Source organism: Marinobacter salinus (genome assembly GCF_001854125.1).
Lineage (GTDB): Bacteria > Pseudomonadota > Gammaproteobacteria > Pseudomonadales > Oleiphilaceae > Marinobacter > Marinobacter salinus.
The window spans coordinates 3,719,293-3,744,469 of the sequence record NZ_CP017715.1; the positions used below are offsets into that span (position 1 = coordinate 3,719,293).

Annotated in this window: 25 protein-coding genes; 8 read left to right on the top strand and 17 right to left on the bottom strand. The window is 57.1% G+C overall.

Annotation, left to right across the window (positions count from 1 at the left end; genetic code table 11):
* The first annotated feature begins 131 nt into the window (after positions 1-131).
* Both BKP64_RS17135 and BKP64_RS17140 read left to right on the top strand, forming a co-directional pair.
* On the top strand, positions 132-3,899 hold the full coding sequence (locus tag BKP64_RS17135) for a DUF1631 family protein (RefSeq protein WP_070972830.1): 3,768 nt from the start codon (positions 132-134) through the stop codon (positions 3,897-3,899).
* Between the two features lie 20 nt (positions 3,900-3,919).
* Positions 3,920-4,786 (top strand): phosphoribulokinase, encoded by an 867-nt coding sequence (locus tag BKP64_RS17140; protein WP_070972833.1) that lies wholly within the window; start codon positions 3,920-3,922, stop codon positions 4,784-4,786.
* A 6-nt stretch (positions 4,787-4,792) separates the two neighbouring features.
* On the opposite strand, the gene BKP64_RS17145 is transcribed toward BKP64_RS17140, so the two are convergent.
* The 4 genes from BKP64_RS17145 to BKP64_RS17160 all read right to left on the bottom strand — a co-directional run bounded on the left by BKP64_RS17145 (position 4,793) and on the right by BKP64_RS17160 (position 7,912).
* Positions 4,793-5,638, bottom strand: coding sequence for a pirin family protein (locus tag BKP64_RS17145; protein ID WP_070972835.1), 846 nt, complete (start codon positions 5,636-5,638; stop codon positions 4,793-4,795).
* Positions 5,639-5,676: 38 nt separating this feature from the next.
* The gene (locus tag BKP64_RS17150; RefSeq protein WP_070972837.1) at positions 5,677-6,279 is read right to left on the bottom strand and encodes an FMN-dependent NADH-azoreductase; all 603 of its coding nucleotides are present in this window, start codon (positions 6,277-6,279) and stop codon (positions 5,677-5,679) included.
* Positions 6,280-6,433: 154 nt separating this feature from the next.
* Positions 6,434-7,228 carry an adenosylmethionine decarboxylase gene (speD, locus tag BKP64_RS17155; RefSeq protein ID WP_070972840.1) on the bottom strand — a complete coding sequence of 265 codons (795 nt, stop codon included), beginning with the start codon at positions 7,226-7,228 and terminating at the stop codon, positions 6,434-6,436.
* Positions 7,229-7,489: 261 nt separating this feature from the next.
* Complete coding sequence (locus BKP64_RS17160; RefSeq protein ID WP_070972841.1) at positions 7,490-7,912, bottom strand: OsmC family protein; 423 nt, start codon at positions 7,910-7,912, stop codon at positions 7,490-7,492.
* Between the two features lie 275 nt (positions 7,913-8,187).
* Between BKP64_RS17160 and crp the strand changes: the two genes are divergently transcribed.
* A complete protein-coding gene (gene crp, locus BKP64_RS17165) occupies positions 8,188-8,829 on the top strand; it encodes a cAMP-activated global transcriptional regulator CRP (RefSeq protein WP_007153756.1) in 642 nt (213 codons plus the stop codon).
* A gap of 73 nt (positions 8,830-8,902) precedes the next feature.
* Here the strand turns inward: crp and modC are convergent, their stop codons facing one another.
* The 10 genes from modC to BKP64_RS17215 form a co-directional block, all read right to left on the bottom strand.
* The gene (gene modC, locus BKP64_RS17170) at positions 8,903-9,985 is read right to left on the bottom strand and encodes a molybdenum ABC transporter ATP-binding protein (RefSeq protein WP_070972843.1); all 1,083 of its coding nucleotides are present in this window, start codon (positions 9,983-9,985) and stop codon (positions 8,903-8,905) included.
* Positions 9,982-10,659 carry a molybdate ABC transporter permease subunit gene (gene modB, locus BKP64_RS17175; RefSeq protein ID WP_070972845.1) on the bottom strand — a complete coding sequence of 226 codons (678 nt, stop codon included), beginning with the start codon at positions 10,657-10,659 and terminating at the stop codon, positions 9,982-9,984. The genes modC and modB overlap by 4 nt, the downstream gene beginning before the upstream one ends.
* A 20-nt stretch (positions 10,660-10,679) precedes the next feature.
* Positions 10,680-11,408, bottom strand: coding sequence for a molybdate ABC transporter substrate-binding protein (gene modA / locus BKP64_RS17180; protein ID WP_083329326.1), 729 nt, complete (start codon positions 11,406-11,408; stop codon positions 10,680-10,682).
* Positions 11,409-11,466: 58 nt separating this feature from the next.
* Complete coding sequence (locus tag BKP64_RS17185) at positions 11,467-12,417, bottom strand: alpha/beta fold hydrolase (protein ID WP_070972847.1); 951 nt, start codon at positions 12,415-12,417, stop codon at positions 11,467-11,469.
* A complete protein-coding gene (locus tag BKP64_RS17190; protein ID WP_227515449.1) occupies positions 12,380-13,351 on the bottom strand; it encodes a sterol desaturase family protein in 972 nt (323 codons plus the stop codon). The genes BKP64_RS17185 and BKP64_RS17190 overlap by 38 nt, the downstream gene beginning before the upstream one ends.
* A 99-nt stretch (positions 13,352-13,450) precedes the next feature.
* A complete protein-coding gene (locus tag BKP64_RS17195) occupies positions 13,451-14,218 on the bottom strand; it encodes a glutathione S-transferase family protein (RefSeq protein WP_070972851.1) in 768 nt (255 codons plus the stop codon).
* Between the two features lie 95 nt (positions 14,219-14,313).
* Positions 14,314-15,069, bottom strand: a complete 756-nt coding sequence (locus tag BKP64_RS17200; protein WP_227515450.1) for a substrate-binding periplasmic protein — start codon at positions 15,067-15,069, stop codon at positions 14,314-14,316.
* A 179-nt stretch (positions 15,070-15,248) separates the two neighbouring features.
* Positions 15,249-16,307, bottom strand: a complete 1,059-nt coding sequence (locus BKP64_RS17205) for a quaternary amine ABC transporter ATP-binding protein (RefSeq protein WP_070973747.1) — start codon at positions 16,305-16,307, stop codon at positions 15,249-15,251.
* Positions 16,308-16,317: 10 nt separating this feature from the next.
* Positions 16,318-17,352 carry an ABC transporter permease gene (locus BKP64_RS17210; protein ID WP_070972855.1) on the bottom strand — a complete coding sequence of 345 codons (1,035 nt, stop codon included), beginning with the start codon at positions 17,350-17,352 and terminating at the stop codon, positions 16,318-16,320.
* Positions 17,353-17,458: 106 nt separating this feature from the next.
* Complete coding sequence (locus BKP64_RS17215; protein WP_070972857.1) at positions 17,459-18,436, bottom strand: ABC transporter substrate-binding protein; 978 nt, start codon at positions 18,434-18,436, stop codon at positions 17,459-17,461.
* Between the two features lie 294 nt (positions 18,437-18,730).
* Here BKP64_RS17215 and BKP64_RS17220 point away from each other — a divergent pair, with 294 nt between their 5' ends.
* The 5 genes from BKP64_RS17220 to BKP64_RS17240 all read left to right on the top strand — a co-directional run bounded on the left by BKP64_RS17220 (position 18,731) and on the right by BKP64_RS17240 (position 22,643).
* Complete coding sequence (locus tag BKP64_RS17220) at positions 18,731-19,831, top strand: M14 family zinc carboxypeptidase (RefSeq protein WP_070972859.1); 1,101 nt, start codon at positions 18,731-18,733, stop codon at positions 19,829-19,831.
* Position 19,832: 1 nt separating this feature from the next.
* Positions 19,833-20,567 (top strand): alpha/beta fold hydrolase, encoded by a 735-nt coding sequence (locus BKP64_RS17225; protein ID WP_070972861.1) that lies wholly within the window; start codon positions 19,833-19,835, stop codon positions 20,565-20,567.
* A gap of 96 nt (positions 20,568-20,663) precedes the next feature.
* Positions 20,664-21,281, top strand: coding sequence for a glutathione S-transferase family protein (locus tag BKP64_RS17230; RefSeq protein WP_070972863.1), 618 nt, complete (start codon positions 20,664-20,666; stop codon positions 21,279-21,281).
* Positions 21,282-21,318: 37 nt separating this feature from the next.
* On the top strand, positions 21,319-21,984 hold the full coding sequence (locus BKP64_RS17235; protein WP_070972865.1) for a glutathione S-transferase family protein: 666 nt from the start codon (positions 21,319-21,321) through the stop codon (positions 21,982-21,984).
* Between the two features lie 47 nt (positions 21,985-22,031).
* Positions 22,032-22,643 carry a DUF4202 domain-containing protein gene (locus tag BKP64_RS17240; RefSeq protein ID WP_070972868.1) on the top strand — a complete coding sequence of 204 codons (612 nt, stop codon included), beginning with the start codon at positions 22,032-22,034 and terminating at the stop codon, positions 22,641-22,643.
* 53 nt (positions 22,644-22,696) lie between these two features.
* Here the strand turns inward: BKP64_RS17240 and trpC are convergent, their stop codons facing one another.
* From trpC to BKP64_RS17255, 3 genes are read right to left on the bottom strand one after another with little or no spacing between them, the layout of a single operon-like run.
* A complete protein-coding gene (gene trpC, locus BKP64_RS17245) occupies positions 22,697-23,518 on the bottom strand; it encodes an indole-3-glycerol phosphate synthase TrpC (RefSeq protein ID WP_070972869.1) in 822 nt (273 codons plus the stop codon).
* Between the two features lie 12 nt (positions 23,519-23,530).
* Positions 23,531-24,559 (bottom strand): anthranilate phosphoribosyltransferase, encoded by a 1,029-nt coding sequence (gene trpD, locus BKP64_RS17250; protein WP_070972872.1) that lies wholly within the window; start codon positions 24,557-24,559, stop codon positions 23,531-23,533.
* A gap of 32 nt (positions 24,560-24,591) precedes the next feature.
* Positions 24,592-25,170 (bottom strand): aminodeoxychorismate/anthranilate synthase component II, encoded by a 579-nt coding sequence (locus tag BKP64_RS17255; protein WP_070972875.1) that lies wholly within the window; start codon positions 25,168-25,170, stop codon positions 24,592-24,594.
* Between the last annotated feature and the right edge of the window lie 7 nt (positions 25,171-25,177).

The following is a 25,177-nucleotide window of genomic DNA, read 5'->3' on the forward strand; positions in this document are numbered from 1 at the left end:
TATATTACAGAATTACAGATATGGTTTTTACAGTAGCAGGTGACAGCTGTCACCGTTTTCAGGGATGTAAGTCGGGCAGTGTTGAATGTTGCCATCCGTTTGTTCCGGCTTTGCGAAATATCAGGTAGTTCATGGATCCGAGAGAGCGTCGTACCAGCCCCCGCAAAGCCATCAAACTGGCCGCCCAGATCGATCTGGGCGGCGGTGAAACCTGGCCTTGCCAGATTGCGGACTTCTGTGCTGAGGGGCTGTTTGTCCGCTACTCTGGCGAGACCTCCCGCAAGCTGGACCGTGCGCTCGCCAAAGGCAACCCGTCAGAACTTCTGGTGCGCTTTCGAAGCCTTGACGGGCAGCGTCGCCACGAGCTGCATGTCAGTATTGTTCGTCGCATTGATGGCGCCATGGGCGTCAACTTTACGCGGCCCAACCCCCAGGCGGTGGACGCCATGCTGCAGCAGTGCGGTGGTTCCCGTAATCAGGACCGCTCCTCCCTGAAGGCGCCGAGTGATCGCGTCCAGTTTGTGTTGCATCAATGTGCAAAGGCCGTTATCCAGTTCATTGAACCATTGATGGGTGACTGCCTGGTGCAAATGGTGGCAGGGCTTAAAAAAGCCGCCGAGAAGGCTCCAAATGATCAACTGGCTAATGAGCTTATGGACGCCTCGGGTCAGCTCCAGGCGCGCCAGCGCGTCATCTGGCACCAGATGGCTCGCACCCTTGAATCACCCCTGAAACCAGCCCCGAAAGGCTTTCCCGGTTCTGAGCTTTCCGTGGTGGACAAAGGGGAGTTCGAGGACTGGCTCACGATCCGGGTCATGGTCACCAAGGCAGACACTCAGTACCGTGGAGATCTGCTTCAGTTAAAACTGCGGTTGGATAATCTCGGCGTCGCCAATGCTACTGGCCACCACAATCCGCTTGGCCCCTCCCTCGTTTGCGAGTCCTTCCATGCCGGTCTGAATCAGCTCAAGGCCTCAAGGGAAGTGGAGAAGGTCTGCCTGAAGGTTTTTGAGCAAAGTGTTTTGCAACACCTTGGGCCGCTGTATCAAGAGCTCAACAATATTCTGATCCGGCATGGCGTGTTGCCGGATCTTGACCTTAGCAAATATCTCAGTGACAAGGCGGCCACAAAAACGGAATCCAAGGCAGAGGCCGCGACCGAATCCGGACCGGCCAAAAAGGCGTCCGCCCGGGAAGAAAAACCGGAAGTGGCGGCACAGAAAAAGACCGGCGCTGAGAGTTCCGGCCGGGCCAGGGGGAGCCGTGCCGGTGGAGAATTTCGTGGTTATGCCCAAGCGGCCCAAACCGCCTTTGCCACTGTTCGCAACCTGCTCGGAACCCTGACTGCCAGCCGAGCTGCCCGGGGCGACTCCGAGCCCGTCCCGTTCCCTCCCAATGCCAGGCCAATCTCCGCCGGTGAGTTTCAGCGAGAACTTCAGCAACTGCAGGTGCAGGCTGCGGATCCGTCAGTGGCGATAGCCCCCCTCAAGGAGCGGGTGGTAGAGAAGGTTCGTGAGCATGGTGATAACAAACTGGACGAAGAGCAGCAGGGTACGCTGGATGTCGTGGACCGCTTCTTCCGATCTGTGGTTGAGAGCCCTAAGCTCAGCGAATACGCCCAGGAGCGGATGCGGCAACTGGAGGTCCCCGTTCTGAAAGTGGTGATGCGAGATCCTGCTTTTTTTGATGATCAGGACAGCCCGGTGCGTGGCGTTATGAATCGGCTTGCACAGCTGGGTGTCAAAGGTGGTCGAATCAACCCGGTTGTGCAGCGAAGAGTGGATGAGCTGGTTCAGCGTATCTCCACGGACTTTGAGCAGGATACCGGAGTATTTGAGCAGACAGTGCAGGAGCTCGATTCCCTGATTGATCGCCAAAACCTGGTGTATCGACGAAACGTGGAACGGGTCACCGCTGCGGCCGAGGGGGCGCAGAAAGTCGCCGAGTCCAAGGCAGCAGTTACTGAAGTTCTGAATCAGAAGCTGGCTGGCAGGAAGGTTCCCAAGGCCGTTCTGAGTCTGCTTGATGGGGGCTGGCGTGATCTGCTGTCATTGACCTGGATTCGCCAGGGGCCGGATAGCCAGCTCTGGGGTGACTACCTTGCAGTCATTGATTCCCTTTTGTCGTTTGCCGATGATCCGGACAGCAACATCAATCTGCCGGAACTGCTACGAGTTATTCAGGATGGCCTGGCTTCTATTTCGAGCAATCACATGCCGTCTTCCCAGATCCGGGACGAGTTAAAACAGTTTCTGGTACGCAGTCCTGATAAATCTCCCGAGCTGGTGGAGGTGCCAGCGGTACCGGTTGAAAAGAAAGACAAAAAGGTTGTGTCCGAGCGCGAACAGCGCAGCCTTCAGCGCTGGATCAACCGGGTCCAGCAACTGCGTACCGGTGACTGGCTCAGGGACCAGGAAAAGCCGGAGGAGCCACAGTATATCCGGCTGGTGTGGATTGCCCGTGGTTTCAGTCGGTTCGTATTCGTGAACCATCAGGGCATGCGTGTGGTGGAGCTTGAGCTCGAGGCTTTGGCCCGACAGATGCGGAAAGGCATCATTGTTCCGGATAGCCAGTACGAGCGGCCATTGGTTGATGAGAGTATCGATCGGATGGTCAGCAAGGTTTACGATCAGTTGTCGTGGGCGTCGACACACGACGAGCTGACGGGGATTTTGGGGCGCCGCGAGTTCGAACGCATGCTGGATCAGCAGTTGGCCCGGCATGAGGATGAGCGAGCGCTGGTAAGGCTGGACTTGCGCCGATTCCGGTTGCTGAATGACACGGCCGGTTATCAGGCCGGCGATGCGACCCTTAAAAAGGTGGCGGATATTTTAGCCCTTCATGTCGAGGACGGCATGCCCTTGGCCCGCCTGGCTGGTAACGAGTTTGCCATGCTGGTTCCGGCCGAAAATGCACTGCAGGTTGCTAACGGCTTGATCAAAGCCATTGAGGATGCGGAATTCGCTTTCGATGGCCGCAGTTACCAGCTGTCCGCCAGCGCTGGCGTGGTGCCTGAGTTGCCCGCCCTGGTTAGCGCTGAGCGCTGGCTGAGGGCCTCAGAGCAGGCGCTGGCCGCCGCCAAACAAAAGGGGCATGGAAAGGTTGCCGAATACTCGCTGGATGCGGGGGATCAGTCGCGCCAGGAACAGATTGCTGCCAAGGTGGCTGGCCTGAGCGATTTGAACGAAGAGCGCATGTTGCTGCGGTGTCAGAAAATAATCCCGCTGCACGCCGGAACCTCCATGTCTCCCCAGTATGAGGTGCTGATCAGCATGTACGATGATGCTGGCACCCTCATAACCGGTCGGGATTTCGTCAGAATGGCGGAGCGGTACGATCGTATGCAGGCGGTGGACCGCTGGGTAGTGGGGCATATGCTCGACTGGCTGCAGGAAAAGGCGCCCGATCCGCGTCACCTCGGTGGAATCTGTATTAACCTGTCCGGCTACTCCCTGAATGACCAGTCTCTGCTGGAATTTATCTATGAAAAGCTAAGCCAGAAAGAAGCGCCCATCGAACGGCTCTGGTTCGAGCTCACGGAAGCTTCTGCCATTAACGATGTGGAAGCGGTTGCTGACTTTGTTCTGGAAATGAAGGAGCTGGGCTGTCGGTTCTGTCTGGGCAATTTCGGCAGCGGCCCAAGTTCATTCCAGTTCATGCGGGCACTGCCGGTGGATCTGATCAAGATAGACAGTGCGTTTACAGGGCAGCTGACCACCAGTGAAACGGATCGTGCCATGGTCCAGTCGATGGTGGAAATGGCGCATTACATGAAACGGGAAGTCATTGCCTCCAAGGTTGAATCCCGGGATATTCTGGATATGCTGACGCAACTGGGTGTTGATTATGCTCAGGGCTTCGTCATCGAGAAACCCCGGTTACTTGATAGTCTCACCTGAACTTCGGGCCAATTCCTGTTATGTCCAAGCGCCACCCGATTATTGCTGTCACCGGTTCTTCCGGCGCCGGAACAACCACAACCGGCCAGATCTTCAGTCGAATGTTTGCCAGTGAAGGGCTGCAGGCAGCGATGGTCAGTGGTGACAGCTTTCACCGCTATAACAGGGAGCAGATGGCACGGCTGGCAGCCAAAGGCCAGTTTGGCGAGCGTAACCACTTTGCTCTGGCCGCCAACCATATTGATAAGCTTGAAGCCCTGTTTTACGACTACGGCCACACCGGCAATGGTCGTTATCGGCAGTATGTGCATGACGAAGACCGGGCGCTGGTGGCTGCTGGTCACAAGCCCGGCACGTTCACGCCGTGGGGGCCGCTGCGGGCCGACACCGACTTGCTCTTTTACGAAGGGTTGCACGGGGGCGTGGTCAGCGATGCCTACAACATTGCCCAGTATGTGGACCTGTTGATTGGTGTGGTGCCAATCGTCAATCTGGAGTGGATCCAGAAGATCCATCGGGACACCAACAAGCGGGGCTACAGCCAGGAAGCCGTGGTGGAGACCATCATTAACCGGATGGACGATTACGTGCACGACATCGTGCCGCAGTTCTCCCACACGCACATCAATTTCCAGCGCATTCCCCTGGTGGACACGTCCGATCCATTTGTGGTCCGGGACGTGCCGACGGAAGATGAGAGCATGCTGGTAATCCGCTTCCGGGACCCGTCCGAGGTAGACTTTCCATACCTGCTCCAGGTCATCGGCAACAGCAGTCTGTCCCGTCATGACACTTTGGTGATACCCGGTACAAAAATGGCGCTGGCCATGGATCTGCTGGTGCGACCCATGGTCCAGCGCCTGATGGCCAGAAAGCCTTTTGCCTGACGACTTCTACGCAGTAAGCTGGCCGTTCCGATAATCCTGCAATGCCTGCTCGATTTCCTCACGTGTATTCATCACAAACGGACCGTACTGAGCGATTGGTTCGCCAATAGCTTTACCCGCGATCAACAGCAGGCGCGCGCCCTCTGGCCCGGCGGCAACACGAATGTGGTCACCATCTTCGAGGACACTGGCGGCATTCGGTTGCAGAGGGCTGTCGCCCAGGCTTGCCGCACCCTCGTAAAGATACAGAATGCCGTTATGGGTTACCGGCACCGGCAGGGTAATCTGGCTGCCGGCTTTCAGGTGGACGTCCGCATAGAGCGGCAGGGTACTGTGCCCGGTCACCGCACCCTGGTGGAGGTTATCCTCGATCACCAGTGTGCCGGCGATCAACTTGATCCGGCCGCCGGCAAAGGCGATGTCAGGGATGTCCTCGGGCTGGATGTCGCGATAGCCCGCGTCGGTCATCTTCTCGGCAGCAGGCAGATTCAGCCAGAGCTGAAAGCCGCGCATGACGCCCTCTTCCTGTTGGGGCATCTCCGAATGAATGATTCCCCGACCGGCGGTCATCCACTGCACGCCACCGTTGCGTAAATCCCCCCGATTACCCAGGTGGTCCTCATGAAGCATGTGGCCTTCGATCATGTAGGTCACGGTTTCGAAGCCACGGTGAGGATGGGAAGGAAAGCCGGCAATATAATCTGCAGCATCGGCGGATCCGAATTCGTCCAGCATCAGGAAAGGGTCCAGTCGTGCCGATGGATGCTGCCCCAGCGAGCGCTTGATGCGAACACCCGCCCCGTCGGATGTCTCAGCACCCGGTATGACTTGCCTGAGAGTACGTTCTGTCATGACTGATCTCCTTTCACAAAGGATGCAGGACCGCGAGTTCAGGCGGTGAGGGTTTCGATATTGGCACTGGCGTCCTGAAGCGCGCTCTCTTTTTGCTCGTCGCCCATGTTCAGGCCTTCAGCGTACACAAAGTGGAGATCCTTCAGGCCGATAAAGCCGAGAAAAGAGCGGAGATACGGCGTCTGCGAGTCGTTCGGGGTGCCGGCGTAAATGCCTCCGCGTGCGGCCAGAATATAAACCGGACGATCCGCCAGCAGGCCGACGGGCCCGTTTTCCGTATAACGGAAGGTCAGGCCGGCCCGGGCAATGTGGTCAAAGTAGGCTTTCAGGACCGAAGGAATGCCGAAATTGTACATGGGTACACCGAGGACAATGGCGTCCGCGTTTTCAATCTCTTCTATCAGTGAATCTGAGTAATCGACGACGCGCTGCTGGTCGCCGTCCCGGTCGTCGGCGCTGGCAAGGAAGGCTCCGAATCGGGATGCGTCCAGGTGTGGGACAGGCTCGGCTGCCAGATCGCGATAGGTTGTCTGGAATTCACCATGGATGTTACGAAGCTGAGCGAGGGTCTTCCTGACCAGCTGAGAGGACTGGCCATCCTGGCCAAAGATGCTTGCGGTGATGACGAGTACGTTATTCATAATCAATGCCTCCGGGAAAATCGTTTGATAGGGAGGTATTGAACTGCACGGGCGGCAAAGATGAAATCGGAGAATCTTGGAAAGATTGTTCAGATTATTTGATGATGGCAGGAGCGCGCGCCCGAAGGGCGCGGCAAGCCTGTTCCGGGGCGGGTTATTCCACGTTCCGGGAGTAGAAGATCTCGAGCATTTCCCGGCGCAGGCGGTCTTCGATGGATTGTGCCTCCTGAGGGTCGAGATCGCTGGCGTTGACACCAAAAACGTAGTTGTCCAGCTTGAAGTTCTTCAACATCATTTTGGTGTGGAACAGGTTTTCCTGGTACACGTTTACATCAATCATCTGATACGCATTCTGGGTATCTTCGGTCAGGTAGTTCTGAATCGAATTGATGTCATGATCAATGTAGTGCTTGGTGCCGTCCACATCGCGGGTAAAGCCGCGCACACGGTAGTCCACGGTGACAACGTCAGAGTCAAAGCTGTGAATCAGGTAGTTCAGAACCTTGAGTGGCGAGATCAGGCCGCAGGTGGAAACGTCGATATCTGCCCGGAAGGTGCTGACACCGTCGTGAGGGTGGCTCTCCGGGTAGGTATGCACCGTGACATGGCTCTTGTCGAGGTGGGCCACGATGGTGTCTGGCAGGGGGCCAGGCGACTCTTCGTTATCCGGCTCCTCGCCGTTGGTCAATTCATGCTCGGCGATCAGCATGGTGACTGACGCACCATGGGGCTCATAGTCCTGACGGGCAATATTGAGCACGTTAGCGCCGACAATCTTGACCACATCGGTCAGGATCTGGGTCAGACGCTCGGCATTGTACATCTCGTCAATGTAATCGATGTAAGCTTCGCGTTGTTCTTCGGTCTGCGCATAACAGATATCGTAGATATTAAAGCTCAGGGATTTGGTCAGGTTGTTAAAACCGTGCAGCTGGAGTTTGGATTCCATGCTCAGCCCCTCCGGGATATGGAGATGAATGACTGCAGAACTGCCGTTACGCGCTCTGCTGAGGCCGCCACCGACTACTGACCCGGTTGTTCACCTTTTGCGCAGACCGGCGGAGAGGGTGCGTATTATGCACACCGAAAGTGACCTTGGATAGTTTTCGCCACGACATTTTAGCATCCCTGATTGCTGTCGCCTCCCGGCTGTCAGGCAAGGCTCTGTGGAGGCACCGGGAGACAGCTCACGGCTTTGATTCCATCCGGCTTACTGGGCGTCGCGGATTTCGTGACTGTGGGTGATTTCCACGCCGGCTTTCTCAAGCATGATCGAGGCCGAGCAGTATTTCTCGGCTGACAGGCTGACGGCCCGTTTGACCTGATTTTCTTTCAGGTTGTGGCCTGTGACAATAAAGTGCAGATGGATCCGCGTGAACACCGCTGGCACGGCATCAGCGCGCTCGGCTTCCAGTTCCGCATGGCAGGCCGTAACGTCCTGTCGGCTTTTTTTGAGAATGCTCATAACATCAAACGAAGAACAGCCACCCAGACCCATCAGCATCATTTCCATGGGGCGTGGCCCGAGGTTTTCTCCACCGTGGTCTGGTGGGCCATCCAGCTGGACACTGTGGCCACTGCCGCTGGTGGTCTTGAAGCTGGCATTGCCGGTCCAGTCAACGGTTGCTTTCATCGCGTTTGATCTCCGAGTCAATGTGCCCGGGAGCCGGAAGACACCGGCAACCGATACAGGGTGATGAGGGCGGATGCTAGCACAGTCGGGCGGATCGGACAGCTGTCCCTCAGCGGATCCGGATACATCTTGTATACTCTTTCCGGTTGCCCAAATCAGGGCTTCTTGTTATAAGTTGCGGTGTTTGTGAATAAAAATGAACGAACCCGCAGGGAAAACCGGGTGCATAACAATCATCGGAACCCGCCAGTATTTGAGGAGGCACGACTCGCATTATGGCCACTATCGTCAAGCCGGTTGAGCAGAAGACCAAGCATCTCGACTATTTCCTTTCACAGTGTCATCGCCGCCGTTACCCAGCCAAGAGCACCATTATCTACGCGGGTGACAAGAGCGATTCATTGTTCTACATCGTCAAGGGTTCCGTCACGGTTATCATCGAAGATGATGACGGTCGCGAGATGATCATGGCCTACCTGAACGCCGGCGATTTCTTCGGTGAGATGGGCCTGTTCGACAACATGGACTCCCGCAGTGCGTGGGTAAAGGCCAAGACCGAGTGTGAGGTGGCGGAGATTTCCTACACCAAATTCCGTGAGATAGCCCAGCAGGATCCCAGGGTGCTTTACTTCATTGGCGAGCAAATGGCGTCCCGACTGCGGCAGACCACTCGCAAGGTTGGAGACCTGGCTTTCCTTGATGTGACCGGGCGAGTGGCGCGCACGCTGCTGGATCTGTGTAAGGAGCCGGACGCCATGACTCATCCGGACGGCATGCAGATCAAGATTACCCGACAGGAGATCGGCCGCATTGTCGGTTGTTCCCGTGAAATGGTAGGCCGGGTGCTCAAGACCCTGGAGGACCAGGGGCTTGTGCGGGTCAAGGGCAAAACCATGGTGGTTTACGGCACCCGTTAAGTTTCGCGGATGCTCTCCTGATCTCCCCTAAAGGCCGCTGAACCAGCGGCCTTTCGCGTCCCCCGGGCTTCTGTCAGTCCACGATCGCTACCGATTTAATCTGCATCCAGACACGCTGGCCTTGCTTGATGGGCAGGTTGTGGACGGCCCGACTGGTAAGGCGGGCCAGAAATGGCGTTGTCCCGGCCACCAGGCGGACCATGGAGGTTCCCGGTCTAAGGTTTGAGGCGATTTTGTCAACGTTGGCGGCAATCAGGTTCTGAATACTCTGGTCGGTCTGTTCACGGAGGGCAAGGCTGATATCCCGAGCCAACACCTGCAGACGAACCCGTCGCCCGGGTTCCATGCCCTGGTCTGCGCGGAGCCAAAGGTGGCCACCGTTGAAATCCGCGCGGTACAGATGCCATTGATCATCCCTCTCAGTGATTACCGCTTCGATAATGACCCCGGCATCTTCCTCCAGACCAAATGGCTGATCGGTCCTTGCGAGAATTTCCTGAAGGGGACCCTGGGCGACGACGGCACCGTTATCCATCATCACAATGTGATCCGCCAACCTTGCGACTTCTGCCCTGGAGTGAGAGACATAGACTACGGGAATGGCTAGATTGTCCCGCAGGGCTTCCAGGTAGGGCATGATCTCCCGCTTGCTGGTCTGGTCCAGCGCAGACAGCGGTTCATCCATCAGCAGCAGGTTGGGGCTGGTTAGCAATGCTCGGGCAATGGCCACACGCTGGCGCTCTCCCCCCGACAACTTTGCCGGCATACGCTCCAGAAAGTTGGCGAGCCCCAGCCAGTTTACCGCCTGATTGAACGAAATCTGGCGTTCCGCCTGCGGGACCCTTCGATAGCCGTACATCAGGTTTCGTCTTACGGAGAGGTGGGGGAACAGGCTTGTCTCCTGAAACACATAGGCCAGAGGGCGCTGATGGACGGGACGGCTGGAGGAATCGCTCTGCCATTCGTCACCATTGACGGACATGGCTCCTGTCGCCACCTGAAGGCCCGCCATGCAGCGCAGCAGGGTCGTCTTGCCGCAGCCGGAATGACCGAACAGGGCAGTGAGTCCGCTACCGGGCAGCTTCAGGTTGACATTCAGATGAAAGCGATCGAAGTGGCACTGGAAGCGCGCATGTATCCCCGGTGACGTAGTCATTTGACCATCCCTGACTGTAACCGACCATTGAGTGAATACAGTGTCACCAGAACAACAAACGAGAAAACGACCATGCCTGCCGCGAGCCAATGAGCCTGGGTGTACTCCAGGGACTCCACGTGATCATAGATCGCCACGGAGAGAACCTTGGTTTCGCCAGGTATGTTGCCGCCAATCATCAGCACCACGCCAAACTCGCCAATGGTATGCGCGAACGTCAGCACGCAGGCGGTAAGAAAGCCGGGGCGAGCCAGTGGCACCACCACCGAAAAAAAACGGTCCACGGGGGAGGCTCGCAGGGTGGCCGCGACCTCAAGAAGTTGCTCATTGATTGCCTGAAAGGCGTTTTGCAGTGGCTGGACGGTAAACGGCAGTGAATAGATGATGGAGGCAATCACCAGGCCTTCAAAGGTGAAGGGTAACAGACCCAGCCCCAGCTGTTCTGTCAGCCTGCCGACAAGGCCCTCGGGGCCCATCAGAATCAGGAGGTAAAAGCCCAGAACGGTGGGCGGCAATACCAGTGGCAGAGCCACGATGGCCGCAACAGGCTGCCTCAGCCAGTGCTGGCTTCTTGCCAGCCACCAGGCTATGGGCGTGCCGATCACCAGGAGCAGGGCCGTGGTGCAACCGGCAAGCTTGAGCGTGAGCCACACAGGCTCCCAATATGCATGCATGATATCGACCAGGTTACCGATCAGCGTTGGGTTTCATAACCGTATCTTTCAATGATGCTCCTGGCCGTTTTGCTTTGCAGGAACAATAGCCACTGGCGAGCCGCGTCATTTCCGTCACCATGAGACAGCAGGATAGCCTGTTGATCAATAGGGGAATACAGGTTCTGGGGGATAAGCCATAGGGATCCGCCTGAACTTTCCCAGGCCTGAACCTGTGAAAGTGCAACAAAGCCGGCCTGGACGTTGGCCGTGGCCACAAACTGGAAGGTCTGGGCAATGGAGTCACCTCGCACCAGTTTCTGCTGGAGAGGTTCCCAGAGATTGAGGCCGGCAAGCACCTGTTGGGCCGCCAGTCCGTAGGGAGCGGTTTTCGGGTTGGCAATGGCGAGTCTCGTAAACCCTGTCGATGCCAGCCAGTCTTCGGGCCTATCAAATGTGTTGCGCTGCGGGCTCCAGAGCACCAGTTTGCCTGTGGCATAGGTAAATCGGGTGCCGGCTACTCCCTGACCACTCTTCTCCAACAGCGCCGGTCTGTGGCTGTCGGCTGCAAGAAAGACATCAAACGGGGCTCCGTTTTGTATCTGGGCATAGAGCTTGCCGGTGGATCCGAAGCTGGGAGACGCTTTTAGCCCGCTCTCGTCAGCGAAGGCCGTGATGAGTTTTCGGGCGGTATCAGTGAAGTTTGCAGCAATCGCAAGACGGACATCGGCTGCACGTGTGGCACTGCTGAAGCCCAGGAGAAAAACCATAACTGCAATGGGAGCACGTTGTCTGTTCAGAAATGGCAAGGGCGACGCCTCTGGTTGTTCAGGTGGTTTCTAACGTGTTTCCGGTGACTCGTTCATCATGCCGTTGAGCCAGGGGCTCGCACAAGGACTGAATGTAGCTGCGGACCTCGTCGGCATTGGTTTCATTGAGCATTTCATGCCGCCCACCCGTGAACAACCGAAGCGTGACTTGTTGAACGCCGGCGTCCCGGATTGCCTGGAAGTGACGGGTAATGCCTTTGCCCATTTCACCCACCGGGTCATCCGTGCCGGCAAACAGATGGACGGGAAGGTCCTTGCGCCACCGGGTCGGGTCTATCCCCAGCATACCCTGAACAAAATCCTGCCACAGCCCTGTGGTGCACTCGAATCCGCAGGCAGGGTCCGCTATGTATCGGTCGACCTGGGTGGTATCCCGGCTAAGCCAGTCGCATTCGGTTCGGTTTGGCTGGAACAGGCGGTTGAACTTGCCAAAAGTCATTCTGGCAATAGTCGGGCTTTGATGGCGGGTACCATAGAGCTTTCGGATTCCTTTAATTAATGTCCGGGAGGCCAGCAATTGAGGGCGGTGAATGCGGTTGGTGGCACTGAGAATCAAGGCGTCTGCCGAATCACCATGCGCCTGGATGCAACTCTGGGCGATGAAAGAACCCATGCTGTGCCCCAGAAGTACGAGCGGTATGCCCGGAAAACGTTCCCGGGTGTGAAGCATAATCCGGTACAGGTCGTCGGTTACCTTGCCCCAGCCATTGTGGTCGCTGTAATGGCCGAGTTGACCCTTGGGGCATTCGGGGCCGTGGCCCCGGTGGTTGAAGGTAACGACGGCAATGCCCTGGTGTGCCAGCGAGCGTGCGAAGTCGGTGTAGCGACCGGCGTGTTCCGCCATCCCGTGGGAGACAACCAGAACGGTGCCTGGGGTTTCCGGGCAGAAGGCAGTGCCAGAAATACTATGATCATCCTGGCTGATCAGTGTTAACGGGTGTTCGTGCATGCGACTTTCCTGAATCTGTTGGTTCCGGGCGTTCCCATTCCGGCGGCTTCCAAAGGTGCTTGAGTCGTGACAATAGTCCGCCTGGGCGCGCCATGTCGCGGAACAGGTCCACGTATTCGTGGGTCCAGAGCACAAACAGGTTGTTTGATGACACCGGGCGGGTAATACCGTAATCGGGCGGTTCCCTGGCATCCTCGTCGACAAATGACCGGAACAGGCGGTCCCAGATGATCAGGGTGCCGCCGTAGTTTCGGTCAATATAACCAGGGTTGCGGCCGTGATGAACCCGGTGGTGGCTGGGGGTGTTGAAGATCAGTTCGATCCAGCCGGGAAGGCGACCAATCAGCGTGGTGTGGATGAAGAACTGATAGACCAGTGACAGGGCATAGGCTACCCCGATCCAGACAGGGTTGAAGCCGATCAGTGCCAAGGGCAGGTAAAACATCCACATGCCATTAAAAATGTTGGTAGCGTTCTGACGCATGGCGGTAGAGAAATTCATACGCTCGGAGGAATGGTGCACAACGTGGGCGGCCCAGAACCAGCGCACTCGATGGCTGGCCCGATGCATCCAGTAAAAGCAGAAATCGACGCCGAGGAAGGTCAGAAAGCCGGTTGCCCAGTTCAGTTCCAGCTCAAGCAACCGGTAGTGATAACAAAGCGCATAGACCGGAAACGCGATGATGCCCGCGAACAACAGCTCGGTGACCTGATACCCCGCCCCAAGCGCGAAATTCCGGAGAGCTTCCCGGGTGTCCATCAGTTTTGGGTTGTGGCGTATCCTCACATACTCCCAGACTGTAACGACGACGAATACCGGTGTCGCGAAAACAAAGATCAGCTGCCGTTCGTCCAGTGCCAGCCAGGGCGAGACAGTATCCCAGAGTTCCAGTAAGCCGCTGTTCTCAAGGACGGCCAGGAGCATGTCAATCATAGCCACAAGTTACCTGTCAGAATTGTTATTGTTCAGGACATATTGTGGCATGGTTGGCCGCTGTTTCATTTGTCGCTTTCCGCCATCAGCACTGGCGATTTACGCCATTGCTCTACCGGCATCAGGGGTTTTTCGGTGATCCCTGTAGAGTCGGGACAGCATTTCAAGTTGCGGCTGCCACTGCTCCAGCCAGGCCTTGATTTCGTTGGGGATTTTGCTGCTCTTGGGCCAGGGTACCGGATATTCGAGGGGCTGGAACATGGGCGCGAACAGAGCCGCCGCAGTCAGGTCCGCGCGTGTAAACGTACCACCCTCCAGAAAGGGTCGCTCACTGTATGCGGCTGCCAGTTCCGTCAACAGGTCTTCCATGACTTCCCGGGACCGGCTCGCCGTTTTTTCGTTGATCTTCATCCAGTCACGCATAAGCTCTTCTACCCGGCTGAAGGTCAGGCTCAGCGCAATCCGGTTGTAGAACGGCGTGCCGGCAGCCAGCATGGGGATGACGGCTTTGGGGCGTTTCAGAAAATGGTGGTAGGAATAGCAGCGGATGGCCGGTCCAGCCTCGTCATCCAGTCTTTTCTCCCACGCTAAAGCCCGCTCCCGGGCATCGGGATCGCTGGGGGTCAGTGGCCGGTCCGGAAAGGTTTCGTCGAGGTAGTCTATGATCAGAGCCGACCCCTGAACAATATGGCCGTTGTGATCGAGGACCGGAACCGATGTCCGGCCACCGGTTAGTTTCCGGACCGTTTTAACATGCTGGCCCGGGAGCAGGGTCACCATTTCGTAACTGAGTCCTTTGAAATCGAGCGCCCAACGCGTTTTTTCACAATAATGGGAAATGGCAAACTGGTAGAGCTTGAGGGCCATGGTTGTCTCCTGATTTCGGTGTTCCAGCATAATGTTGAATGAGCAGGATAAGAAGTCCGGCGCGACGCTCTGTCAGTTCAGCTATATGACGCGTTTCAGTTCGACCATGACAGTCCGTAGCGGGCAAGGATTTGCTCCAGGCGTCCGGACCTCTGAAGCTTACGGGTCCCTTCCGATAATAAACTGGCGAGCTCGGAGGCCGCCGGATTGGCCGGTGAAAACGCAATATAAACGGGGGCCTTCTTGAGTTGGCCGGCCACTCGAAGTGCATTGCGCTGACCCAGAAGGTTAAGCTCCCAGGTCATGACGTGCCGGTCTTCCGGGAAAACATCGGACCTGCCTTGGTGCAGAAGTTCAATGGCGCGATCCAGCGGCGAGGGGCCTGAAATGATCCAGACCTGCTCCGGGTTGTTCTGATGCGCCGTTATGTAGTTGTCCAGTTCCGGAGAGTAAGAGTAACCATTGATGGCGAGGAGTGTCTGATGCCTGAGGGATTCAGCCCCTTGCCAGGTCCAGCTGCTGTCTGGGTGGGTGTAAAGGAAGATCTGGGAATACCCGGTGGGCTCATCCGGGAAGACAAACTCCGGGGCGTCGCCGACAAACGCTCCTACGACTGCATCAATGTAACCGTCGCTTGCCTGTTGCAGTGCTCTTGCCCAGCTCATGTTGACATACACGATGTCGAGTTCAGCCAGGGCAAAGGCCTCCCTCGCAATATCAATCATGTAGCCTTCACGGTCGGCCCCGGCGTCACAATTGTGAGGGCACCAGGGGTCTGCCGCAATGGTGATCTTGTTGCGACGATCTGACTCTTCGCGGCTTTTTGCGCTGACCGGTTCCGCATCGGCCATCCGGGACACAGTTTCGGGGACAGCCGGAGGCGGATCTTCTGACGGCGTGCATGCCGCCAGAAGCAGAGTTAAGCCTAAGAGCCATGTTCTTGACATGTGGAGGGAACCGGTTTGTCATTTCACTGGACCGCTCCCTAACTATAGCCCTAACTCATGAGTTTGTATGCTGTCAGGCCAGGTCAGTCTGTTCTGCTGGCCTTGTCTGCTGACGCCTCTGTTGGGACAAGTGCCCGGGTCAGCTCCTTCATGCCCAGCATTCCCACCTGTTCACCATCACGCACCACCCGGAAGGTTAGCGTGGTATCCCCTTTGGATCGTGAAAGGACGGATTCCAGGTTGTCTTTTTCAGAGATGTCTCCCGCATACTCGATACCGTCCTGGTCGGGCTGTGTCATGACCGAACGCACCCTGAGCACTCGGGCCCGGTTGATATCGCTGATAAAATCGACGATATAAGGATCGTTGGGATTGAGCAGTATCTCCTGGGGGTCTCCCTGCTGCACCACTCCGCCGTCTTTCAGAATGACCAGATGGTCAGCGAGCTTCAGCGATTCATCCAGGTCGTGAGTGATGAACACGATCGTCTTTTTGAGCTCTTCCTGAAGCTCAAGCAGCAGGTTTTGCATGTCCGAACGGATGAGTGGATCAAGAGCTGAAAAGGCCTCATCCATCAGCATGATGGGTGAGTTGGAAACCAGTGCGCGGGCAATTCCCACACGCTGCTGCATGCCACCCGACAACTGGTGCGGGTACTGGTTTTCCTGACCCTCCAGGCCCACCCGAGCCAGCCATTTTCTGGCCTCGCTCTCGAAGTCGCCTGTTTTGAAGCCGCGGACATCCATCGCCATTCCGGCATTTTCCAGCACCGTTTTGTGCGGAAGCAGGGCAAATTTCTGAAAGACCATCGACATGCGTTCGCGACGAAGCGTGCGCAGCTGCTCCTCGTCGTACTTAAGCACATCCTCGCCATCAAACCGGATCTCACCGGCCGTCGGTTCGATCAGCCGGTTCAGGTGACGGATCAGCGTCGACTTGCCCGACCCGGAGAGGCCCATGATGACGGTGATCTCACCGTCACGCATATCGACATTGATGTCCCGGAGGCCCAGAACATGGTTCTGTTTTTCAAGCAGCTCTGCCTTGCCCATGCCTTTTCGCACATATTCCAGTGCCACATCGGGCGTGGGGCCGAAAATCTTGTAAAGGTTCTTGATTGAAAGCTTTATGTCTCGTGCCACGTGTCTGTCCTCACTGCTTTTGGGCGGCATTGATACGTGCCAGAGAAGCTTTGGTTACCCGGTCCAGGATAACCGCCAGAATAACGATGCCGAGTCCGGCAACGAGGCCGACACCGAGCTCCAGATTCCTGATGCCACGCAGAACCAGAACGCCAAGCCCGGGCGCAGAGACCAGGGATGCGATCACGACCATGGCCAGGCTCATCATGATAGTCTGGTTTACACCCGCCATGATGTTGGGCAGTGCCAGCGGAATCTGGACTTTGAACAGCTTCTGCCTGGGAGTCATGCCGAAGGCGTCGGCGGCCTCAATGACGTCCTTGTCGACCAGCCGGATGCCAAGGTTGGTCAGGCGGATAACAGGGACAATCGCATAGAGAATGATGGCGATGCCGTAGAGCTTCGATTCGGTCACGCTGAACAGGAAAATCAGCGGAATCAGGTATACAAACGGGGGAAGCGTCTGCAGCATATCCAGCACCGGAATAGTCAGCCGTTGCATCATGTCGTTCCGGGACATGGCGATGCCGATAGGGACCCCCAGCAATACGCAAAGGAAAGCGCAGACAAAAATGATGGCCAGCGTCTGCATGGCATATTCGTAATAATCGATAAAGGCCAGCGTAGCGAAACTGACGGCGACGAACCCGAGCAACTTCCAGGATTTGCTGACGAAGTAGACCACAGCCAGAAGAAGTGGAATGACGATCCACCAGGGCGCACTCAGCATGCCATAGAGTGTGCCATCGAGTGCCCAGCTCAATGGCTGGGTGATGGGATCAAGAATCACGCTGAGGTTGTCCTTGATCGCCAGGAACCCCTCTTCGAGACCTTTGGTCAGTTCCCGTGACTGGGGGAAGGCAGGGCAGGCTTCATTGAGAGCATCCATGGAGGGAAATGGCACATCCCAGATGGAGGTTTCTGTGTCTTGCTCGCCCTTTGTTTTCGACAGCAGCTGCGCCATCGACATGGGGGCGTCACTTGTGCCCGCGGAACACCAGTCTTTCAGACCGAGTGAGGAGAAAACAAAATCGTAAGTAGCCATGATTTGTCAGGTTCCTGCGCGTATCTCCGCCAGGTCAACGGACATCGGATTAATGAGGAGTGAAAACAAACAGGGCCGGTACCGGCCCTGTTTTACGTGGAAAGAATCAGCCGCCAAGGATGGTCGCGAGCTTGGCTCGGGCTGAATCGTTGAGCCATTCCTTCCAGGTATTGGCGTTGTTGCTCAGGAAGTAAACCGCGGCCTCTTCAGCAGAGGCATTGTTGTCACTTTTCCAGGCAAGTACCGCACTCATTGTGCCGGTTTTGAAAGTCATCTTGCTCAGCATGTCCGCTACTTCGGGTTCCCGATCCTTGAAGTCGGTGGTTACCGATGTCAGGACCGGTGCGGCCGGGAAGTCCGAGACCTGAGGGTTGTCATTATCCTGGTTCTGGTTGGCTGCATGCGCCTCTGCGTTGTATTCACCGAGATCAATGCGAGTCATATCGAACTTGCCCAGCGGGACGGTCGGGCCCCAATAGTATCCGAACCAGGGCTCGCCCTTTCCTACGGCGGAGGCCATGGAGGAGGCCAGTGTTTCGCCGGAACCATGGTTGAAGACTTCAATGCCGGAGTCTTCCAGGTTCAGGGCCTGGATCAGGTTGTCGTTGACGATGCGGCAGCCCCAGCCATCAGGACAGTTGTTAAACTGTGCGTCGACCAGCTCCGGATTTGCCATGATGCCTTCGATGGTCTTCAGTTCCGGATGCTCTTCAACCACATAAGTTGGTAGCCACCAACCTTCAACGCCACCGGGCGTCAGAACTTCGCCGAGACGCTCTACTTTGCCTTCTGCTTCCAGGCGCTTGTAGACCTCACCGGTGGAGTTGAGCCACAGCTCCGTGACAATGTCCGGTTCGCCATTTTCAGCAACAGAGGTCACTGCGGGCACGGTGTCGGAGGGCACCACACTGACTTCACAGCCGTAGCCCTGCTCCATAATGAATTTGGCCACGTTGGTCACAACGGAGGCAGAGGCCCAGTTCATCTCGGTAATTGAGACCTGGCCACATTCGTCGGCTTGGGCGATAGCTGGTGCGGCCGCAGCGGCGGCGCACAGCAAAACAGAGGACGTAAGCTTTCGCATAGTCACTTCTCCAGTTTGAGTTAGGTATTTACAGGAATGTCGGTTATTACGTAGATGTGATCCATACAGATCTTGTGAAGAGTTACCCTTGATCGGCACGAGCTAATAAGCATCAAAAGATGAATTCTCCGTCACTATTTATATTCCAGCATAAGGATCCTGAGCAGAGTTACAAGTGCGCGGCAATTTATATGACGTGTCTGGCTACATTATTTCGGCATGCATTGCAGAGAATCGTCACTGTTTTGTAGCATTTCGGAACTAAACTCCGTCCGTTTAGGGCAGGAGTCTGACATGGCCGAATTGCGAACACTGACACCCCACGCTGCCATTCCGGCAGAGCAGGCCACCCGGGATAGTTCGCAGCGTCGGCTGCTGCGTTCGTTTCTCCCCGAGATGGTTCAGCTTGAGCGGATTCTCGCCGAAGCACCGGAGCTGGTGACCGCTTCCGTGGTGGGACGCATTCCGCTCCGGGGGCTTTCGTTGCCAATCTATCGTGCCGATATCGGCTCCAGCAGTCCCGATGTTCCGGCGGTGCTGCTGGTGGGTGGCGTTCACGGCCTGGAACGGATTGGCAGTCAGGTTGTCATGGCCTGGCTGGAGTCGGTTCTTGCCAGGACACGTTGGGACGAGAGCCTGAGGCAGCTGCTGAAGAAGGTCAGGATCACGGTGTTGCCCATTCTCAATCCCGGCGGCATGTATCTGAATCAGCGTAGTAACCCCCAGGGCGTGGACCTGATGCGTAACGCTCCGATTACGGCTCAGGATCGCAGTGCGTTTATGTTGGGCGGCCAGCGACTGTCGTCGAAACTGCCCTGGTATACGGGCGATCCGGAGCAGGGTATGGAGCCCGAAAATCAGGTGCTTGAATCGGTTATTCGGGAGCTGCTTCCTGGTCGCCCGTTCAGCGTGGCGCTGGATTGTCACTCGGGTTTCGGCTGGCAGGATCAGATCTGGTTTCCCTATGCGTATCGCCGCCGACCCATGCGCCGTATTGAGTCGATGATGGCGCTCAAACTGACCTGGGAAAAAGCGTACCCCAATCACGATTACCGTTTCGAGCCCCAGTCCCGACACTACCTGACCCATGGTGATCTCTGGGACTACTTCTATAAGGAAATCAATCGTGAGAATAGCGGAGTATTTCTGCCCCTGACCCTGGAAATGGGGTCCTGGCGATGGATTCGCAAACGCCCCCGGCAGTTGCTGAGACTGGACGGTTTGTTCAACCCATTGGCGCCACACCGCCACAAACGCGTTCTGCGAAGTCATCTGACCTGGATTGATTTCCTGGTGAATGCCGCGGCGAGTCATGAAAACTGGTTGCCGGTCGGTCAAGAGGAGTCCATGCTCAGAGAAGCCGCCATAATGCACTGGTACCGGGACTCTCATTAACATGGACTGGATTCTGCTGCGGGGGCTCACCCGCGAACAGGCCCATTGGGGCGATTTCCCGCGCCGGCTTCAAGCCTCGTTTCCAAGCCACCGGTTTCACGCCGTGGATCTGCCGGGCACGGGGGTGCACTTTCGGGAAGCCAGCCCGGACACTATTGCCGGTATTCGGGAAGCAGTGCGCCGACAGGTGCTGCATATTCCGAAGCCGTTCAGCCTTCTGGGTTTGTCCATGGGGGGAATGGTAGCGCTGGACTGGGCCCAGCACGCATCCACAGGAGAAATCCAGAACCTGGTTCTGATCAATGCCAGCTCTGGGTTTAGCCCACCCTGGCAGAGGGTGCGTCCGGCGAGCTGGCCGCGGATTTTCAAGCTGATTAGTTGCCGGGAGTTGTTTGATCGGGAAAGAGATATCCTCCGTCTGACGTCCAATCGGGAGGTGCCCCTGGGACTGGCCAAGCAGTGGTATCGTATTCAGCGACAGCGCCCTGTCAGCAGGCGCAATGCCCTCAATCAGCTGGCGGCAGCAACCCGTTTCCGGCCGGGCGCGAAGCGACCGATGACCGATGCACTTCTCCTGGCAAGTCGTGGAGACCGGTTGGTGCACTGGAAGTGCAGTTCTGCCCTGGAGCAGCGCTGGCAGTGGACCCTGAAGCTGCACCCGGATGCCGGGCATGATCTGGTGCTGGACGAGCCTGAGTGGATACTCAATCAGCTGGCCGAATGGCTGATCCGCTAATGTTGGTTGCTTGACGCAACTCTTTGTTCGGGGCAGGCTTCGGACTTGTCTTTTACACGTCGTTGTCGAACATCTACCCGGAACGGAGCTGCAATAATGAAAATCTTCGAGACCAAAACCGCCCCAAACCCCCGTCGTGTCCGCATGTTCATGGCCGAAAAGGGGCTTTTGGATAAGGCCGAATTCATTGAAATTGATTTGCAGAAGGGTGAAAACCTGACACCGGAATTTGTCGCCCGGAACCCGATGAAGAAAGTGCCAGTGATGGAGCTGGATGACGGCACCTGCATCGCCGAAACCATGGCGATTTGTCGCTACTTCGAGGAAAGCTATCCCGGTACACCGACGCTGTTAGGCGATACTCCGCTGGAAAAAGCCCAGCTGGAGCAGTGGCTGCGGTGGATAGAGCTGTTTTTCTTTATGCCCACCGGTATGTGTTTTCAGCACACCAGCGGCTATTTCAAGGATCGAATGAATCCGATCGCTGAGTGGGGGGAAGAGTGTGGAAAGAATGTCGAGAAGTTCATGGAGTTCCTCGATAAACACCTCGAAGGCAAGGAATACATTTGTTGCGACCGTTTCACGGCCGCAGACATCAATGCTTTTACCACCATCGCTTTTGCCCGGGTTATCAATATCCGCATCAAGCCGGAACAGGCCAACCTGCAGGCCTGGTACGATCGCATCAAATCGCGCCCGTCGGCGCAGGTCTGATATTGTCAATCTATGAACTGCCTGCCAGGAGATACCCGTGATTGATTTGTATACCTCGCCGACCCCGAATGGGCACAAGGTGTCCGTTTTGCTTGAGGAAATGGGCATTGAATACAACCTGATTCCCGTTGACCTGTCCAAGGGTGAACAGAAAACGCCGGAGTTCCTGGCGATGAACCCCAATGGCCGTATTCCGGTCATCGTGGATCGGGACAACGACGATTTTGTCGTGTTCGAGTCCGGCGCCATCATGGTGTATCTGGCGGAGAAGTATGATCAGTTCTACCCCCGTGATCCGAATGTGCGTTCGCGTGCCCTGCAGTGGCTGATGTTCCAGATGGGTGGGGTCGGCCCCATGATGGGCCAGGCGAATGTGTTCTACCGGTACTTTCCGGAGAAGATCCAGCCAGCCATTGATCGTTACCAGCACGAATGTCGCCGCCTGTTTGAGGTTCTCGACAGTCGCCTGGCGGAATCCCGGTACCTCGCCGGAGACGAGATCACGATTGCCGATTTCGCCAACTGGTGCTGGGTTCGCACCCACAAATGGTCCGGCGCCTCGGTGGAGGGTCTGGCGCATCTGAACCGCTGGATTGACGAGCTTTGGGCCCGCCCCGGCTGTCAGGCGGGGGTTCGCAAGCCCGAGCGGGTAGAGAATCCGGACGATCTGGTAAAACACGCGCAAACGATGGTGACGCGATAAGTGCCAGGAATACCCGTGATATCGATACTGATCGGCAGGAGTAGAGCATGACTGCCTCGGCACAGCTGAACTGTGCGTTGAACAAAATTGATTGCGCAAACCGGGCCGACCCAAACCGGGAAACCGTTAACGGTGAATCGCTGCCGCGGGAGTATGCCTACAGTTTGCATATGACCCGCTGGCTGTTTGCGCTTGAGACCAAACCTTCCGAACACATGCAGATTGCCTGCCGGGCCCAGCACATCGAACGCTGGACTATGCCGCGGGGTGACTATGAAGAGGGCCGGAAAGCCTATTACCAGTGGCGTCAGGCCTGTGGTCGCATGCACGGCCGCCGGGCTGCAGAGATCATGGCAGAGTGTGGTTACGATGCCGGCCAGTGTGAGAAGACGGAAACCATCCTGACCAAACGGGAGTTGCGTAACGATGCCGACACCCAGCTGCTGGAAGACGTGGCCTGTATGGTCTTTCTGGAGCGGTATTTTGCGCAGTTCTACGAGCAGAAAGCGGACTACGACCGGGAAAAGTGGCTGCGGATTGTGCGCCGGACCTGGGGCAAGATGTCGCCTCGGGGGCATGAGGCAGCTCTGAAGCTGGCCGAGGGCATGCCTGCGCATCTGTTGGGATTGTTGCAGGAGGCTCTGGCGGAACCGGAGTAATGATTTTTACGTGCAAGTCAGGCCTTGCCCGCTGACTCGCTCCAGCTTGAGAGTCAGTCCTCGGGGAAAAACAACTCCCGTAACTTCGTGCCGGGCTCGGCGGCTCGCATGAACGACTCGCCAACCAGGAAGCCGTAAATACCCCGGGAGGTCATGGTGCCCACGTCGCTCCGGGTCATGATGCCGCTCTCGGTGATGGTCAGCCGGTCGGCACTTATACGCTCGTGCAGATCGAAGGTGGTATCCAGCGATACGTCGAACGTGTGCAGGTTGCGATTGTTGATGCCCACCAGGGGTGTTTTCAGAGTCAGCGCGTCGTCCATTTCCTCGCCATCGTGGACCTCCACCAGCACGTCCAGCCCGATTTCGTGGGCAATGCCTTCCATTTCCTGCATCTGGTCTCTGGTCAGGCAGGCAGCGATCAGCAGGATGCAGTCGGCACCGATGGCCCGGCTCTCGTAGACCTGGTATGGGTCAACCATGAAATCCTTGCGAATCACCGGTAGGCTGCAGGCGTTCCTGGCAGCGGCCAGGTAGGCCTCGCTGCCCTGGAAAAAGTCCCTGTCGGTCAGCACGGACAGGCAGGCTGCGCCGCCTTGTTCATAGCTCTCTGCGATGACGGCCGGCTCAAACGGATCGCGGAGGATGCCCTTGCTGGGGGATGCCTTTTTGATTTCGGCAATAACCGCGGGTTGCTGTCGTTCGATGTGACGGCGCATAGCCGCGGCGAAGCCGCGGGCCGGCGGTTGGTCGCCAGCCCGTGCCTTGAGCTCGGGCAATGGGGTGCCGGGCCGGCGATCGGCGATTTCTTCCCATTTGCGCTCAACGATCTTGCGCAAGATGGTGGGCGTTCTGTCGTTGTGTCGGTCAGTCATTGTCTGTATCGCTCAGAAGCACTGTGAGAAATCGGCGAGTTCGGACATCTTTCCGGCAGCAAGCCCGGAGCCCATGGCATCCAGCGCCATATCGACACCGGCTTTCGGGGTGGTTGCGAGCCCGGCTACGTAGATGGCTGCGCCCGCGTTCAGCGCAATCAGGTCACGGGCCTTCTCCGCCATCTCATCATGCCCGCGACCGAAGGCGGCACGGATAAGGTTCAGGGAGTCTTCGGATGACTCCACGGCCAGGCCGACGAGGGACTGACTCTTGATGCCCAGGTCTTCGGGTGTGATGTCATATTCGGTGATCTCGCCACCTTTCAGTTCAGCAACATGTGTGGAGCTGGCCAGGCTGATTTCATCCAGGCCATCTTTCGAGCAGACCACCATGATGTGCTCGGAGCCCAGGCGCTGAAGCACTTCCGCCATGGGGCGGCAGAGGTCTCGGGTGAACACGCCCAACAGTTGGCGCTTGACCCCGGCCGGGTTGGTCATTGGTCCGAGGATATTGAAGATGGTGCGGCAGCCGAGTTCTTTTCGCGGCCCAATGGCATGCTTCATGGCGCCATGATGGGCCGGGGCAAACATGAAACCGACGCCGATCTGCTCTATACAGCGGGCGACCTGCTCCGGGGTCATGTTGAGGTTGATGCCGGCTTTCTCGATCAGGTCGGCGCTGCCGCTCTTGGAGGACACGCCGCGATTACCATGCTTTGCCACGTAACCGCCGGCGGCGGCAACCACGAAGGCGGACGCGGAGGAGACATTAAACAGGTTGGCGCCGTCGCCGCCAGTGCCCACGATGTCAACCAGCGGTTCGGCATTGACGGTGACACCGGTCGCCAGCTCACGCATGACTTCGGTGGCTCCGGTGATCTCGTCGATGGTTTCGCTTTTTAGCCGCAGGCCCATGAGAAACGCCCCGATCTGTGCATCGGTGGCTTCGCCATTCATGACAATACGCATCACCTGTTTCATCTCGTCCCGGGAAAGGTCCAGGTTGGAGGCAATCCGGTTCAGAGCTTCTTTCATGTCCATGTTGTGCGGCCTCTGGCTTGTTTTTGGCTGATTCAGCTTCGCAGGAAGTTGCGCAGCAGTTCATGCCCCTGTTCGGTCATGATGGATTCGGGGTGGAACTGCACGCCCTCAATGGGCAGGGTCTTATGCCGCACGCCCATGATTTCCTCTACGGAGCCGTCGTCGTTACGGGTCCAGGCGGTGACCTCAAGGCAGTCCGGCAGGGTTGTCTGGTCGATGACCAGGCTGTGATAGCGCGTTGCCTGCAGGGGGTTGTTGAGCCCTCGGAAGACACCGGTATCCTTGTGGTACACCGGTGATACTTTGCCGTGCATGACACGCCCGGCCCGGATGATGTCACCGCCGTAGACTTGTCCGATGGCCTGATGGCCCAGACAGATTCCGAGGATGGGGAGCTTGCCCGCAAAGTGTCGGATCGCGGCCATGGAGATGCCAGCTTCGTTTGGTGTGCAGGGCCCCGGAGATATCACCAGTCGCTCGGGGTTCAGCGCCTCAATCTCCTCCACCGTGATTTCGTCGTTACGGTACACCTGCACGTCCGCACCCAGTTCCGCCAGGTACTGCACCACGTTGTAGGTGAAGGAGTCGTAGTTATCGATCATCAGTAACATAATCTTT

Bases quoted from the DNA above. Each gene is read 5' to 3' on its own strand.
- BKP64_RS17135 (WP_070972830.1), top strand. From the start codon at position 132: ATGGATCCGAGAGAGCGTCGTACCAGCCCCCGCAAAGCCATCAAACTG.
- BKP64_RS17140 (WP_070972833.1), top strand. From the start codon at position 3,920: ATGTCCAAGCGCCACCCGATTATTGCTGTCACCGGTTCTTCCGGCGCC.
- BKP64_RS17145 (WP_070972835.1), bottom strand. From the start codon at position 5,638: ATGACAGAACGTACTCTCAGGCAAGTCATACCGGGTGCTGAGACATCC.
- BKP64_RS17150 (WP_070972837.1), bottom strand. From the start codon at position 6,279: ATGAATAACGTACTCGTCATCACCGCAAGCATCTTTGGCCAGGATGGC.
- speD (WP_070972840.1), bottom strand. From the start codon at position 7,228: ATGGAATCCAAACTCCAGCTGCACGGTTTTAACAACCTGACCAAATCC.
- BKP64_RS17160 (WP_070972841.1), bottom strand. From the start codon at position 7,912: ATGAAAGCAACCGTTGACTGGACCGGCAATGCCAGCTTCAAGACCACC.
- crp (WP_007153756.1), top strand. From the start codon at position 8,188: ATGGCCACTATCGTCAAGCCGGTTGAGCAGAAGACCAAGCATCTCGAC.
- modC (WP_070972843.1), bottom strand. From the start codon at position 9,985: ATGACTACGTCACCGGGGATACATGCGCGCTTCCAGTGCCACTTCGAT.
- modB (WP_070972845.1), bottom strand. From the start codon at position 10,659: ATGCATGCATATTGGGAGCCTGTGTGGCTCACGCTCAAGCTTGCCGGT.
- modA (WP_083329326.1), bottom strand. From the start codon at position 11,408: ATGGTTTTTCTCCTGGGCTTCAGCAGTGCCACACGTGCAGCCGATGTC.
- BKP64_RS17185 (WP_070972847.1), bottom strand. From the start codon at position 12,417: ATGCACGAACACCCGTTAACACTGATCAGCCAGGATGATCATAGTATT.
- BKP64_RS17190 (WP_227515449.1), bottom strand. From the start codon at position 13,351: ATGATTGACATGCTCCTGGCCGTCCTTGAGAACAGCGGCTTACTGGAA.
- BKP64_RS17195 (WP_070972851.1), bottom strand. From the start codon at position 14,218: ATGGCCCTCAAGCTCTACCAGTTTGCCATTTCCCATTATTGTGAAAAA.
- BKP64_RS17200 (WP_227515450.1), bottom strand. From the start codon at position 15,069: ATGGCCGATGCGGAACCGGTCAGCGCAAAAAGCCGCGAAGAGTCAGAT.
- BKP64_RS17210 (WP_070972855.1), bottom strand. From the start codon at position 17,352: ATGGCTACTTACGATTTTGTTTTCTCCTCACTCGGTCTGAAAGACTGG.
- BKP64_RS17215 (WP_070972857.1), bottom strand. From the start codon at position 18,436: ATGCGAAAGCTTACGTCCTCTGTTTTGCTGTGCGCCGCCGCTGCGGCC.
- BKP64_RS17220 (WP_070972859.1), top strand. From the start codon at position 18,731: ATGGCCGAATTGCGAACACTGACACCCCACGCTGCCATTCCGGCAGAG.
- BKP64_RS17225 (WP_070972861.1), top strand. From the start codon at position 19,833: ATGGACTGGATTCTGCTGCGGGGGCTCACCCGCGAACAGGCCCATTGG.
- BKP64_RS17230 (WP_070972863.1), top strand. From the start codon at position 20,664: ATGAAAATCTTCGAGACCAAAACCGCCCCAAACCCCCGTCGTGTCCGC.
- BKP64_RS17240 (WP_070972868.1), top strand. From the start codon at position 22,032: ATGACTGCCTCGGCACAGCTGAACTGTGCGTTGAACAAAATTGATTGC.
- trpC (WP_070972869.1), bottom strand. From the start codon at position 23,518: ATGACTGACCGACACAACGACAGAACGCCCACCATCTTGCGCAAGATC.
- trpD (WP_070972872.1), bottom strand. From the start codon at position 24,559: ATGGACATGAAAGAAGCTCTGAACCGGATTGCCTCCAACCTGGACCTT.
- BKP64_RS17255 (WP_070972875.1), bottom strand. From the start codon at position 25,170: ATGTTACTGATGATCGATAACTACGACTCCTTCACCTACAACGTGGTG.